This is a genomic window from Undibacterium paludis (assembly GCF_022568815.1).
In the GTDB taxonomy this organism is placed as follows: Bacteria; Pseudomonadota; Gammaproteobacteria; order Burkholderiales; family Burkholderiaceae_D; genus Undibacterium.
This window is the reverse complement of sequence record NZ_JAKZHX010000022.1, coordinates 59,083-73,313: the sequence shown is the minus strand read 5'-3', so window position 1 is coordinate 73,313 and position 14,231 is coordinate 59,083. Positions and strand designations below refer to the sequence as shown.

General features: G+C 51.1%; 13 protein-coding genes. 6 read left to right on the top strand and 7 right to left on the bottom strand.

The features are described from left to right. Positions 1 to 196 precede the first annotated feature (196 nt). The 4 genes from LZ463_RS27315 to LZ463_RS27300 form a co-directional block, all read right to left on the bottom strand. Complete coding sequence (locus tag LZ463_RS27315) at positions 197 to 1,471, bottom strand: hypothetical protein (protein WP_241459488.1); 1,275 nt, start codon at positions 1,469 to 1,471, stop codon at positions 197 to 199. A 6-nt stretch (positions 1,472 to 1,477) separates the two neighbouring features. Beyond that, positions 1,478 to 2,209 carry a hypothetical protein gene (locus LZ463_RS27310; RefSeq protein ID WP_241459487.1) on the bottom strand — a complete coding sequence of 244 codons (732 nt, stop codon included), beginning with the start codon at positions 2,207 to 2,209 and terminating at the stop codon, positions 1,478 to 1,480. Positions 2,210 to 2,672: 463 nt separating this feature from the next. Beyond that, positions 2,673 to 3,086, bottom strand: coding sequence for a VOC family protein (locus tag LZ463_RS27305; protein WP_241459486.1), 414 nt, complete (start codon positions 3,084 to 3,086; stop codon positions 2,673 to 2,675). A 184-nt stretch (positions 3,087 to 3,270) separates the two neighbouring features. Then, positions 3,271 to 3,768 (bottom strand): cache domain-containing protein, encoded by a 498-nt coding sequence (locus LZ463_RS27300; protein WP_241459485.1) that lies wholly within the window; start codon positions 3,766 to 3,768, stop codon positions 3,271 to 3,273. Between the two features lie 588 nt (positions 3,769 to 4,356). Between LZ463_RS27300 and LZ463_RS27295 the strand changes: the two genes are divergently transcribed. The 5 genes from LZ463_RS27295 (at position 4,357) to LZ463_RS27275 (ending at position 9,248) form a co-directional block, all read left to right on the top strand. Further along, positions 4,357 to 5,166 (top strand): DUF3034 family protein, encoded by an 810-nt coding sequence (locus LZ463_RS27295; RefSeq protein ID WP_241459490.1) that lies wholly within the window; start codon positions 4,357 to 4,359, stop codon positions 5,164 to 5,166. A gap of 57 nt (positions 5,167 to 5,223) precedes the next feature. Continuing rightward, positions 5,224 to 5,679 carry a group I truncated hemoglobin gene (locus LZ463_RS27290; protein WP_241459484.1) on the top strand — a complete coding sequence of 152 codons (456 nt, stop codon included), beginning with the start codon at positions 5,224 to 5,226 and terminating at the stop codon, positions 5,677 to 5,679. A 390-nt stretch (positions 5,680 to 6,069) separates the two neighbouring features. Beyond that, a complete protein-coding gene (locus LZ463_RS27285) occupies positions 6,070 to 6,660 on the top strand; it encodes a ferritin-like domain-containing protein (RefSeq protein ID WP_241459483.1) in 591 nt (196 codons plus the stop codon). Between the two features lie 2 nt (positions 6,661 to 6,662). Beyond that, positions 6,663 to 7,091, top strand: coding sequence for a c-type cytochrome (locus tag LZ463_RS27280; RefSeq protein WP_241459482.1), 429 nt, complete (start codon positions 6,663 to 6,665; stop codon positions 7,089 to 7,091). Between the two features lie 528 nt (positions 7,092 to 7,619). After that, positions 7,620 to 9,248 (top strand): SulP family inorganic anion transporter, encoded by a 1,629-nt coding sequence (locus tag LZ463_RS27275; RefSeq protein ID WP_241459481.1) that lies wholly within the window; start codon positions 7,620 to 7,622, stop codon positions 9,246 to 9,248. 83 nt (positions 9,249 to 9,331) lie between these two features. Here the strand turns inward: LZ463_RS27275 and LZ463_RS27270 are convergent, their stop codons facing one another. Further along, complete coding sequence (locus tag LZ463_RS27270; protein WP_241459480.1) at positions 9,332 to 9,937, bottom strand: DUF4240 domain-containing protein; 606 nt, start codon at positions 9,935 to 9,937, stop codon at positions 9,332 to 9,334. Between the two features lie 440 nt (positions 9,938 to 10,377). Between LZ463_RS27270 and LZ463_RS27265 the strand changes: the two genes are divergently transcribed. After that, entirely contained in the window at positions 10,378 to 11,268 is an 891-nt protein-coding gene (locus LZ463_RS27265) for a hypothetical protein (RefSeq protein WP_241459479.1), read from the top strand. Positions 11,269 to 11,565: 297 nt separating this feature from the next. Here LZ463_RS27265 and LZ463_RS27260 read toward each other — a convergent pair whose 3' ends face one another. Together LZ463_RS27260 and LZ463_RS27255 are read right to left on the bottom strand one after the other, a co-directional pair. After that, complete coding sequence (locus LZ463_RS27260; RefSeq protein ID WP_241459478.1) at positions 11,566 to 11,940, bottom strand: cytochrome c oxidase assembly factor Coa1 family protein; 375 nt, start codon at positions 11,938 to 11,940, stop codon at positions 11,566 to 11,568. A gap of 1,541 nt (positions 11,941 to 13,481) precedes the next feature. Beyond that, positions 13,482 to 14,114, bottom strand: coding sequence for a Vat family streptogramin A O-acetyltransferase (locus tag LZ463_RS27255; protein ID WP_277624192.1), 633 nt, complete (start codon positions 14,112 to 14,114; stop codon positions 13,482 to 13,484). Positions 14,115 to 14,231 lie beyond the last annotated feature (117 nt).

Sequence of the window (14,231 nt, the reverse complement as noted above, 5' to 3'; positions counted from 1 at the left end):
TGCGGAATTTGACCAACTCATAGGGTTGAAGTTGGTGTGAAACTCCACGTGATGTCTTGTTACCTTACTTTGCTGGCACGGCCCGACCTGCTTTACTGTCGTTGATGTCTCGCAGGAACGGCTTTGGCCGCGAATGCCTGGCCGTACAGGCTGTTCGCGGCTAAAGCCGTTCCTGCGCGAAGGTGGCGGGTTGCTTTCACCGCGGCTTGGCCTGCTCTGCCCTGGGTGTTTCTGGCAGGCTTGCCAGCAGGCGGCTTGAGGGGGTGTTGTCGCCTGTCAGCAGGCTGATGCGGCTGACGGATGACAAGGGTGATTCTGTTTTTGCGTCGGCCTTGGCAGCGGTGCCCTCGGGTAGTTCTGGTCTGGCCTCCTTTGCCTGGGCGAGGCTGGTGACGGGGTTTGCCGGTGGCTTGGGGGCAGGAGGGGCGTTGGGGTCGAATGTCGAGGCCTGTTTCTTGCCATCGCTGATGTCGACATAAGAGAAGGCTTTGTTGTCAGAGAATTTGACGTTCTGCGTGACCAGGTCTTGTTGCAAGCCCAGTTTTTTCATGTCGAACTGCACTTCAGGGACGACGTATTTATTGTCGTTTTTCTGATAAAAATCCTGGTACACCTTCTCATTGTTACCCACGACACCGACTGCCCAGCTGCCGTAGAAATTGGTGTAGTCAAGATTGCCGCGTGACCCCAGTTGTGATTCACTGGCGGGTTTATCAAAGTAGTACTTGCCCATGGACGCAATATTGTCCGGTGAATAGGGCATGCTCATGTCGGCATTGAGGGTCAGGCCGGGCTTCATCGTGTAGGTGTTATTGGGCGGTGTGCCGCCGACGGTGATGAAGTCGCGCATGCGCCCAGGGGCGGTATCAAAGATGTCTTCCAGCGTGGCTTGGGGGTTGTTTTTTCGGGCTTGTGAGGCAATCGCATTGAAGCCGCCTATATGCGCAGATGCTTCGTCTTTGCGCGATGCGTCGATAAAGTCCCCGGTCAGTTTGGTGTAGTCGTGCGGCGACGCCTTGCTCTGTGCCAGATTGCCGGCGCCATCAAGAAAGTCTTGTGTGGTCTTGCTGGTGGCTGCGGCATTGAATGAGTGCTGGATTTCATGGCCCATCACAAAAATCAGCTCGCCCTTGTCGTAGGTGCTCTTGTCGGCCTGCTTGAGCACATCCATCGGCACATTGATGGCTTTTGCGGTCGGGTCATAGGAGCCGCCTGTGCCTGAATTGGCGGGCAGCGCCTGGAACCTGGTCAGGTAGCCTTGATCGACTGAGTCGAGTATGCGCTTTTTCAGGTCAGGCGAAGCATCAAGGACCTTGGCCAGGTCGTCACCAGGGTTATTGGTCGCCGTTTTGTTGGCGTCGCCAAAATCCTTGATGATTTTATCGAGCTTTTGTTCGGCAGTGGGCTGTGCTGGCGTTGGTACTGGCGTTGGTATTGGCGTTGTAACGGGCTTGTTGTCGGGTCCGCTCATGGCTCATCACTCCTGGATGTCGGCAACGATCATGGAGACACACTTGTGGTTCACTTTGTCATTGCTTTCGCCACGGATGGAAATCTGCAAGGCCACTTTGTCGCGGGTGAAATTCCAGTGTATCAGTCGATTGTGTTCACCATGATAGGGGGTTGATTGAAAGCCAAGTTCGGTCAGCCGTTTTGCGTAAGCATCAAAATCGACCTGGCAGACTGCGGCCATATCGGCATTGCTATTGGTCTGGTCATCAAAAGAGAACATCAGGCGGCTCGATGTGCCTGCCGTGCTGCCCTTGATCACTTTGATGTTAACGAACCAGGTATCCGTTATTTTTGCACCGGCCGCAAATTTGCCGGGATTGTCGGGGTTGACATAGACCTTCAGGCCGGTTGCGGTTTCCAGCTTGTTGGCAGACAAATCACCCGCCGTCTTGATGCTGGCAATCAGGCCCAGCATGCGTGTGCTGATGTCTTCAGCAGTGATGTGCGGGGTGGCCGTGGAGGCGTTTTGGTGCGTGGTTTCCATAGATTTCTTGTTTGCTGTCGAAGTGGAGGAAGTGGCATTACCCGAAGAATGATTTCCCTGCGCCGCCGGGTCATGGCTCTGCGCGCAGGAAGCCGTCAGAAAAGTCAGTAGCGCCGAAGAAAGGATGACTCGGATGGTATTGATGCGGTGGTGCTTTGCCAGTCCTGTGTCTGGTGGACGGGGCGACGGTGAAGCAGTGGCATTGAATGGCACAACCAGATCCTTTCTACTTGTTGTCAAACGGCGCGTGACTGGACAGCTGATGGGGCAGCTGACGGGGCAACTGATTCAGCAGCGCACAAGGTTTCCAGGCAGATGCACATCGCTCTATCAAATTGCGGTAAAGCAGGGGCATTGCTAACTTGGCAAGCTAGTATAGCATCTTTGTCATGGCCTTCAATAAATCAGGGCTGACGCGACATTGGCCCAGACGGTTTTGCGTCGGCCATGCCTGGATCACAATGAGCGCAGTGCACCCCAAACCGTCATGCCCGCATGCTTTAACGCGGGAATCCACCGTTGATCAAGCGTGCAGACAGTAAGACGGGTGAGGCTGATCAAACATGGATACCCGCCAGTCCGGCAAGGTGAAGGAATGCACGTTTGAAATCCGCTTTCTTGATGCGGGTGCAGGGGTGTTTGCCTTCACTTTTGGCTGATCATGGGGGCTGGCGTACTATGGACTGGCGACATTCACCATCCACGACACGCCAAAGCGGTCAGTCACCATGCCTGACAGGGATGACCAGAAGGTCCTGGTCAAAGGCATCTGCACCTTGCCGCCATCGCTGAGGGCGTCAAACAACTGCTTTGCCTCGGCTTCATCCCGGGCTTCAATCGAGAGCGTCACACCCCTGATGTCCGGCTGGCTCAGGGTTTCGACGCCGTCGCTTGCCATCAGCGTGGTCTCGCCTATGCGAAATGAGGCATGCATGATCTTGTCCGGATCAGGCGAGACCGTGCGCAAGGCCGGGTCCGGGCTGTCTTTCCAGCGCATCATGACGATGAGCTCCGCGCCGAGCGCCTCGGTATAAAACCGGATGGCGGCTTCACTATGGCCGCCAAAAGACAGGATAGTGTGCACTTGCATGGTGGCCCTTTCAACAATCCTTGAATGGTGAAACCTTCCTTGAAACGCAAGGGTTTCTGAAAGCCGGGCAAGTGCGTTTGTCATGTGATGCTGACCTGGCTTTTACCTGGTTTTGACCTGGCTTTTACCTGGTTTCGGCCTGTCTGTTAACACGCCCAGGGGTTAGCTTCACATCAATAACAGGCTATTTGTAGACGCCACATCCAATCAAGACGTCGTCAAACTTTTCCACATACGTTCTCTTGTTTTCAATGGCGCCACTCACAGGGTTTGGCCATTTGTAATCAACCCAGCCTTTTCCTTCTTTGCCCATGCCGACGGAAAGTATGTCTTTGATCAGGAATTTCCCGTCAGCGTCTTTCATTTCAAGCACATTTTTTCCGACGAGTTTATTGTTGCCGCCGTTGGCTTTTTCTACGCCATCGCCATTTGCCATAAAGGCGAAAATGTAGAGGTCGCGATCAATAAACTGTCCTTTTGCATTGTTGAATTCATTGAATGCCTTCTCCTTGCCATTTTTCTTTAGGTAGTCGCCTGCCTTTTTGACCAGGGCCACGGCTTCATCCTGCGTACCCCGATCTGCAGCAAAAGCAGGCAGGTTGAAGGCAAATAGACAAAATCCCAGTACCAGCGATGTGAGAGAAGTTTTCATGTTATTTATCCCGATTTGAAATTTCAACATAAGACATCAAAGAATCTGTATCAAACATGTTGCAAAATGACAATAAATGAACCGGTGATGCTGGTCAAGCTTACTCTTTTTTTGCCTCCAGTTAAACCAGATATCAATAATTAACGATCCTCCTGTCGCCAATTATCCTCAGCGCCTGCTTCTATGTATAGCTAACGCCGTTTTGCTGTCCGCCATTCCTGCAACACCCCATCATCACCAGCCCCAGCTCAGCGCCAGCCCCGGCAATGAGAGTGCCTGGGCTAAGAGAGATATCAACGCGCCTTGGATAAGCCATTTACTTTCTGGGCAAGAGGCGGCAAGTCATTGATGTTTGAGTTCGCCAGGCAAATGATCAGAAACATCTGGCGGCTGCGAAATACTTTTTTATCAAATTTTAAAATAAGTGAATCCAGATGCTCTTGCAGTGCGTATAGCTATCAGTAATAAACTGAAATCAAACAATCTTACTGTTGGTTCTTGTCATTATTTGTGGAGAAAAATATGTCAATCATAAAAAAACTGATTCATTTAGCGGTTGTAGGCGGGTTGGGTGCCAACTGCCTGTTAGCCAATGCAGAAGACGTACTGACCCCGGACATGGGCAAACTCACTGCGACAGGCGGTGTCAGTCAGGTTGAGGGGGCTGGCGGCGGTGGCCTGACGCCGTGGGCGTTAATCACGGGATATGGCACACGTGACAGTTACGGCGCTAATGCGCATTACACACAGGTCAGTACGCAGGACTATGCGCTGAAAACATATGGCGTGGCAGTTGGTATTGCCGACAGGGTTGAGTTGTCGCTTGCCAGGCAGGAGTTCACAGGTAGCCTGGCACCGTTGAATGCGCTCAAACTTCAACAAGATATTCTTGGACTCAAAGTCAGGGTCGCTGGTGACGCGGTATATGACCAGACAGGTTGGTTGCCACAGATTGCGGTCGGCGCCATGATGAAACGTGACAGTGCGATTGGTGGATTGGGGGCCTTGGGAGTCACCAATGTAAAACAGCTGGGTGCAAAAGACGACCGTGGGGTTGATTACTATGTGTCGGCGACCAAGCTCTATTTGGCACAGAGCATTTTGCTCAATGGAACGCTACGTTTGACCAAGGCAAACCAGATGGGCCTGCTTGGTTTTGGCGGTGACAAGAAAGACAGCTATGAACCAGAGTTTGAAGGATCCATTGCATATCTGCTCAATAGAAAACTGGTGCTTGGTGCCGAATACCGCATGAAGCCGCACAATTTGGGCGTAGATAACGAAAAGGATTATTACGACGCCTTCCTCGCGTATTTCCCTACAAAAAACCTGTCGGTTACTGCAGCCTACGTTAACTTGGGTGATATCACCATATTCAATCCAAAGAAACAACGTGGCTGGTATTTATCCGTGCAAGCAGGCTTCTAAGGCAGATCACAAGATCAGATCGATACATTCAACAAATTTGTAGAAAGAGAGCAACTCATGCAAAATTTATTTAAGACAGTCACGACCAAAGCCGCTTTCATCGCAATCGTCTCTTTTGCAGGCGTCGGCAGTGCGCTAGCGCAAAACATGAACACAGACGATAGTATTTATCAAGGCTTGGGCGCTAAAGCGGGCATAGATAAAATTGTCGGTGATTTTATTCCACTCGTGCTTGGTGATGCGCGTATCAATCGATTTTTTACCAAGGTGGATACCAAACAACTGGCCGCATTACTCAGTGACCAATTCTGTGAGCTCGCAGGTGGGCCATGCCAGTATAAAGGCCGGGATATGTACACAACGCATGACGGAATGGAAATAAGCAATGCACATTTCAATGCGCTGGCAGAAGACCTGCAGATTGCCATGGAAAAAAATCATATCTCCACTTCCGTTGCCAATAAACTGGTCGCCAAACTGGCTCCCATGCAAAGACCTATTGTCAGCAAGTAAAACCTGGCGCAATCAGCGGCATGTACGCCAGCCCATGTTTTTGTTGGGCAGTACATGCGTCATGCATCCAGGCTGATTGCGCACGAGTGGCCAGCGCATCAAAAGATTCGTCACAAAATATTCATCAAAGACGCCACCCCCGTGAGATGAAAAAACTGATGCGCTCACAGTGCGGTGGCAACATGCCTGCACCAAAATTTGACCAGGCATATCCACAGGTTGGTCTCGGCATTTCTTTGATCACGGAGATTTTCGACAGCCTGTTCTTCAAGAGAGCATCAATCATTGCTCAAATCTGAATCTGCTTTCTGATGTTCTGCGTATAACTGATGCAAGCGAAATTATCCTTGCATTGAAATCCGATCTTGAGCATAGACGTGGAGATAAAAAATGACTGATTTGAATCACATCGCCTTATCCGGTAACAGGCGTCAATTTTTCCAAAAAACCAGTCGCATCGCACTCTCTGGCGCTGCAGTGGCCATGCTTGGAGGGCATGATGTGTTGGCCGCCAACAGTTCCGGTGACCCGGGCAAAGACGTTGCAATACTCAATGTCGCATTGGCGCTTGAACATGAGGCAATCAGTGCTTACACCCTGGGTGCACAAAGCGGCCTTTTGCAAAAACCAGTGCTCGATATTGCACTATTATTTCAAAGCCATCACAAGCAACATCGCGATGCGCTGATTGGCACAATTCAAAAACTCGGTGGCAATGCAGTGACCGAGAAAAAATTGAATGAGTACGCTGAAGCCCTGCAAGCAAATCTCATCAAATCGCAAGTGGATATTTTAACACTGGCACAACGATTGGAGAAAGGTGCAGCAAACGCCTATCTCTCGGTCATTCCTTCTTTTAAAGACAGCGAACTTGCTAACATTTCTGGCCGGCTTGCGGCGGATGAGACCATGCACTGGACTATCCTGTCGAATGCGCTGGGCACAAGCTTGCCTCAACATGCATTGAGCTTTGGTGCTTGAATATGGCTGACTCAAAAAGAAAAGGCATTGTACTGTCAGCAGATTACTGTTCACTGCCTCTTTTCCTGTTGCCGTTGGCATTGTTGTGGGCTGCTACTGATGCACTTGCTGACAGTGCTTCGGATGTACAGCAAGGTCAGGCCATTTACCAGGCGCGATGTTTTGCCTGTCACTCAGTTGACAGTAACCGGATAGGCCCTAAGCACGCCAATCTGTTTGCCCGAAAAGCAGGCAGCGTTCCAGGTTTTGAATATTCTGATGCGCTTCGTCAGTCAACGATTGTTTGGGATGAGATCACGCTCGACCGGTGGTTGAGTGATCCTGAAGCGTATGTGCCTGGCCAGCGCATGAATGTCAGTGTCAAAAACCCGGAGGATCGAAAACACCTGATCAGTTATTTGAAAACGCTGACGAAAAGCGCAGAAAAATAACAGGGAGTGCTGCATTCCTTAGACCCTGCTGACGATTTGTTGCAAGCGTCAGCAGGGTCAGGGCGACATCCGGCGCAGCTCAGGTACAGCCCCGCATGCATGTCAGTCGGCGCCGGATGATGACCCGGCGGTTACATCAAATTCTGACCTGCTCGCTTTCATGTCTTGTTTCATAGACACTGTTGGACGGCGGTTTTACAAGCGGTTGTGAAGAAAAGAGTCGGCACGCGAGCACTCGCGACTTGATTCTTGACCAGGCCAGCCCTGTTCGACTTTGACAGGGCGCATACTTCTCAAGTAGCTGTGGCACGACTGACTGGGTGCTGTTGCGCCGCTTGGATGTCAAACGCTACGAACATACGGTGCTGCCATGATGAGGGCCATACTGGCCAGTCCTGTTGCGCCGGAGCTTGCCAGTGACGGGAATTGTGAGGTCGATGCGGTGGTTTGCGTACATCTTGCTATATTATTTGCACAATATGGTCGGATCGCCACAAAACACATTTACCTCTACGTCGTCGAAAAAACATGAACAAAACCTGGGCCTGGCCTGACATTATCGCGGGTTTATCGCTGGCCGGGCTGCTGCTGCCAGAAGCGGTGGCTTACGCCAGCATTGCCAACCTGCCGCCACAGGCAGGCATCGTTGCCGTGTTTGCCGGGCTGGTCTGCTACGGGCTCATCGGCAGCAGCCGTTTTGCCATCGTGGCGGCGACCTCTTCATCCGCAGCGGTGCTGGCCTCGGCAACGGCGGCCATGTCGAATGGCGACGCTGGTTTGCGCGTGCTGGTGGCGACTGGTCTCGTGATGATGACAGGGGCGTTTTTCTTGCTCGCCAGCGCGGCCAGGCTGGGCAGTATTTCTGACTTTATTGCGCGCCCGGTGCTGCGTGGCTTTGCCTTTGGCCTGGCAGTTGTCATCGTCATCAAGCAGTTTGCCCACGTCGTGGGTGTGCAGGTGCACAGCACGGACATGCCGCGCTTCCTCTATAACCTGTTCTCCCATTTTACCGACTGGAACTGGCCTTCACTGGCTCTTGCCGTGCTGGCCCTGCTGCTTTTGTATGTGCTGGCACGTATCGCCTATATGCCTGCTGGTCTCGTGGTGCTGGCCCTGGGCATTGCTGCCGGTCAGTGGCTGGACCTGGCCCGCCTTGGCGTGCAGGTGGTCGGCCCCGTCGATCTGCAATTACAGGTGCCCACCTTGCCCACCATGACTTATGTACAGTGGTTGCGCATCGGTGAACTCAGTATCGCCATGCTGCTGATTCTGTATGCCGAGTCATACAGTTCCATACGCAATTTTGCACTGCGCCACGGCGATACGGTCAGCCCCAATCGTGATCTGCTGGCCTTGGGGGCTGCCAACCTGTTTGCCGGCCTGTTTCACGGTTTGCCTGTGGGGGCGGGGTTTTCCGCCACGGCGGCCAATGAGAGTTATGGGGCCAAAAGCAAACTGGCGGGCTGGGCGGCAGCCGGCGTGTTGCTGCTCATCGTGCTCAAACTCCTGCCGGTGATTGCCCTGACGCCGGTGCCTGTGCTGGCATCCATTGTCATCCATGCCGTCAGTCATTCCCTGCGGCCTTCGGTGTTTTATGGCTATTTCAAACTGCATCGCGACAGGTTTGTGGCTCTTGCCGCTGTCGTTGCCGTGCTCTTGCTCGGTGTCTTGGACGGTTTGCTCGTCGCCATCGGCTTCAGTCTGTTGATGCTCTTGCGCAGACTGGCTGAGGCGAACGTGAGTGTACTCGGCCGCCTCAACGGCGGCCATGATTTTGTCAACCTGGTCAATTACCCTGAGGCCAGGATCATTCCCGGTGTACTCATCCTGCGGCCGGAAATGGCGCTGTTCTTTGGCAATGCCGAGCGCGCCATGGCGCTGGCCAGGCAATATGCCGCCGCCAGTGATGCCAGGGTAGTCGTCATGAGCCTGGAAGAATCGCCTGACCTTGACAGCTCCAGCATAGAGGCGCTCGCGGACCTGTGCGCAGCGCTGTACCTGCAGAAAAAACACCTGATGCTGGCCCGCCTCAAATTCGCCAGTCGTGTTGTACTGGAAAGGGCCGCAATACCGCATCTGCACATCGGCAGTTTCAGCGAACTCAGCGTGGACGACGTCGTCACCATGGCGCGGGAAGTTTATGTAGAGAAGAGTTGATGCTGCCTGTGCCTGGATCAATATTCATTGAGTCTGCGAGACTTTGTGCAGAGAGGCTGCTGATGCCGCGCGCTCATGCTGCATCAGTCATCTCCTGAGATACCTTCACTATTGATGGTGAATCTCTTGCGAGCGGCATCATGATCGAGGTTATTGGCCAGGTAGGTAGCCCACAGCAGCGGGAATTTTTCCGCCAGGGTGACATGGTTGTAATCCATCCAGTTGAAGTCGGCACGCTCTGGCAAATGAAGCCAGGATTCCTGCACTTTGGCTTCTTTGTGGATTTTTTCACCAGTGACTTTTTCATAGGCGTCATAAATGGCGTAACAGTAGGATTCATCATAGACGCGCGGATAGCCTTCCCTGTCGTGGGTAAGCTCCAGCTGAGCCATACTGTCCGGATTGATTAGCGCCTGTTGATAGGCGTTTTGCCCCATGGAAATCAACCAGTAGCGAAAGTATTCAAAACCATCGTCAGACATATAGTGCTGCCCCAACAGGCTACCCGCGCCATATACGTCGCCAATATGGGCTTGGTTGATGAACCTGTTGAAATGAATATAGAAGTCAACGATGTGCTCACGTGACAAATTGCCGAGGTGGTTTGTCAGTTCTTCTGCGCGGTAACGCTGATAACGTGCAAGGCGGTTGACTTCGGCGACAATGCGCCAGAATTCCTGTTCATTCATGGAGGCGACGTTCTGCTTATTTATTGTGACGGCATTGTAATCCAGATCATGTCCTGCCGAGATGGAAGAGATGCAGAGAGGGCTTGGCAAGGTTCCTGCACAGGTTTTCAATCAATCATGATAATGCCTTGCGCAGCATATTGATGCAGGGGGCCTTGCTACATCAATGATCAATGACAAGTCTGCGGCTATTGCAGGCACGTAGTCATCATCTCTGTGGGCAGTTCAGCAGACCTGTCTGGCTATTGATTTCACATCGATTTGATTTGCACGAAGCGTTGCAAATGTAACAAAATTAAACTTATATTAATATATTTAACATAAATGCTATATTTTTATGCAATCAAAGGCGCAAATATTATTGTCAACAATGTCAATCTATCACTGAAAAAGGGAATGTAATGACTTCAATAGCAACTCCACTCAAAACGGTATCTGAAATGAAGTTGAAAAAAACTGGTCGCAAAATCTACTTTGCCTCAGTACTTTTAGCACTTTGCAGCAATCTGTTTTTCCAGGCCCAGGCGCATGCCGATCAGGTCATATCGGCGATGGCAGGGCCATGGCCCATCACCATCCGGACATGCTCCTACGATGCGGGCGCTGTCTGTTCCCTGACATGGCGAGGGAAGGAGTTTATCAACGACTATGACCATGGCCGGCAACTGCAATCTGCTTCGTCATTTGATAATCTGGGAGAAGCGTTCAATCCGACGGAAGCCGGGGCAGCGGTACCCTACAATGGCGTCAACCCAAGTCCGAGCAGCAGTATCCTGCAAGGCGCATGGGCAACCAGCAATGTCCTGGCGACACAGACAAAAATGGCATTCTGGAACCCGGTTGGCGGAAACCAGGTATCAAACCATATCCTCAACAAGCAAATCACCATCGGCCTGCCCAACATGGCGCATGTGATTGAGTACCTGACCCAATTTACCATCCCCAGCAATGAAACGCATTCTTTCGGTACATTTGAAGTGTTGACAGGTTACATGCCGCCGGAGTTTTCCAAATTCTATACATTTGACGTCAAAAACAATGCCGTCATGGAGGCGCCATTAAGCGACGGCCCGGGCGAACAAAACCTGCCCATCATTTTTGCCACACCAGACGGCGGATGGGCAATGGGAATCTATTCACCGGATTCACCACAAACCTCTTTCCCTGGCATAGGCTATGGCCGCTTCAGGTTCGCGGATACCGTCAAATGGAATAATGTATTCCGCATCTACAATCCATCCGGCAGCTATCACTTCAGGTCTTATGTCATCGTCGGGTCATTGCAGAACGTCAAGGATTCAATGCGGCAGTTGTATAGCGTGGTGCATTGAGTAGCTGTTTGCATGCCTCGTTTGATTTGGCCTCGAAACGGCCTGTATGTACGATTTGCGTAGCGTAATCGCATGTATGATGCCCTTAGAATGAAGGCAAGTCTGGTTTTGGCACATGTTTATGATTGGATTTTTTTGTTAAGCGATGTGGGACAAGGTCAGCGGTAGGCGGTTGACGTGGGTGCGATTACGCTGCGCTAATCGCACCTACGGGCTTGGGTTAATGAAGCATAACAGGATTATTGTGCCAACGATTTCGCAGTGCTTATCAACCTGACTGGTCTTTGTGGGTTGCACCTATGGGGTCTGAATCAATGGAATTTCAGATTTGTCGATTTGTAATTTTGCCTGAATTACCCGCCATGCAGCTGAATTTTTTTTCAGGGTAACATAAACCTTTCCACTTTTTGCTGTGCCAGTTATTCTGCATTCAAATTCGGCAGATCCCTGATCACCAGTTGACTCCAGCTCATATCCAAAAGGAGACAATCTCATTTCAGTAATTTCGCCGACTTCTTTTTGAATGATCGCAGATTGAAGAATAAAATCTTTTGCCGCTCCAAATGCTTCACTTGTACTGGAAAAGTAGTAACCTGCGAAATAAGTCACCGCAGTGATCACCACGCCCAAAAGGAAATATTTGGAAATACGTCTGTGTTTTTTATTTGACATTTGATTTCTTAAAAATTGAATGTGCCAAGTGTACTATTTTTCACTCAAACTGATTTTGAAAAAACGTCGTAACTGACAGATGCAAGCGCTGACATGACGGTTGCTATTCGTATCGTAAAAAGCGATGGGTCAAAAATTTTCGAGCAGACGTGATCTGTCTCTTCCTGATGCTATCGATAATAAGTGTCCTGCATGGTATGAGTGTTTTTTACCCGCATACGTTGATTGATGAGTACAGGTCGGGGGTAGCCCGACAGCTACTCACTTTTCTTGTCTCGCCAAGAAAAGTGAGCCAAAGAAGGCGACCGAGGCGTCTTGCGCCCTGCGGGGGGGCCTTTGCTGCAAGTCAAAAAATGGGAAAGTCCGAAAACTCGCTACCCTTGCAGGGCGCACAATCGCTTGCAAGCGATTACCGTTACGCAGGCGTGGTGCATGCACCACGAAACCCCTGCTACACCTCAAACATCGGCCTTTCTTTTTCCATTTTTTGCCTAGCAGCAAAGGCATCGACACATCGTAACGACAAAGATCAAGAGCAACCCCAAAGTCAAAAGCAACGTCACTACAGCGGCGATTCAAATTACTTTGGATAAGGTTAATCAGCTTCGTAGGTTGGGCTAGGCATCATCAGCCCAACTTTTGGCCTGAAAATTGCCTTACCGGTATTGTGCATGTTAAGTCTTTTTTTACCTGCATACGTTATTTGACGACTACAGGTCGGGGGTAGCCCGACAGCTACTCACTTTTCTTGTCTCGCCAAGAAAAGTAAGCCAAAGAAGGCGACCGAGGCGTCGCTGCCCCCTGCGGGGGTTCCCTTTGCAGCAAGTCAAAAAATGGGAAAGTCCGAAAACTCGCCTGCGGCTCAAACATCGGCCTTTCTTTTTCCATTTTCTGCCTAGCAGCAAAGGCATCGACACATCGGAAGGGCAAAGATCAAAAGCGACCCCAAATTCAAAAACAGCCCCAAAGTCAAAAGCAACGTCACTACAGCGGCGATTCAAATTGCCTTGGATAAGGTTAATCAACGAGACTCTGCAGTTGCAGTTGCAGTTGCAGTTGCAGTTGCAGTTGCAGTTGCAGTTGCAGTTGCAGTTGTCTTTGACTTTCGCTGTTCCCATGTGTAGACGCCGGTTGTGCGGTACAGAAAATGGATCAAGAAGAGCCGATGTTTGAGCGCAGCGAGTTTTCGGATCTTCCCATTTTTTGTACTGCACAACCGGGAACCCCCTTTAGGGGGCGGCTACGCCTGGGGCGCCTTCTTTGGCTTACTTTTCTTGGCGAGACAAGAAAAGTGAGTAGCTGTCGGGCTACCCCCGACCTGTAGTCGCCAATCAACGTTTGTAGGTAAAAAAGAACATACAAGCACCCCCATAATAGTGGACCTATCATCAACAACAGCAGAAAGACAAATCGCATCTGCTTGCAAAATTTTGAATCGCAGCTTTTAACGGTTACAAATAGCAACTGTCATCAGCGCTTGCCATGCGTGCGATTGCACCTCGCTCATCGCATCTACGGATTACGGACGAACACATTTTTTTCTACCCACAAGCCTTCAACGCCCCCACATCCCCTGCAATAATCACACCGATATGCTGTGATATCTTTTCTACCGGCCAATCCCACCAGGCGATTTGTTCCAGGGTTTCTATGATGTCGTCGGTAAAGCGTTTGCGTAGTGGCTTGGCGGGGTTGCCGCCGACGATGGTGTAGGGTGGGACGTCGCTGGTGACGACGGCGCGTGAGGAGATGATGGCGCCGTTGCCGATGTTGACGCCGGGCATGATGAGGGCTTCGTAGCCTATCCAGACATCGTTGCCGATGACGGTGTCGCCTTTGTAGGGCAGGGTGTCGAAGTCCATCGGTATTTTTTCCCAGCCGTTGCCGAAGATCTGGAAAGGGTAGGTGGAGATGCCGGACATGCTGTGGTTGGCGCCGTTCATGATGAATTTTGCGCCACGGGCGATGGCGCAGAATTTGCCGATGATGAGTTTGTCGCCGATGAAGGGGAAATGGTAGAGCACATTGCGCTCGAAATTTTCTGCATCTTCGGGGTCGTCGTAATAGGTGTAGTCGCCAATGATGATGTTGGGATTGCTGACGGTGTTTTTGATATAGCAGACTTGCGGGAAGCCTTGCATGGGGTGTTTGTTACCTGGGTCTGGGCCGTTCATGAAATAAGTGAGATGCGTTTTAAAAAAAATCAGTTGCCGGGCATGAGGGTGTTCTATGCGAAGTTGGCGTCTGGTGCGTGCTGCCTGTGATTGTTCATGAGTGATTGTCAATGAGTG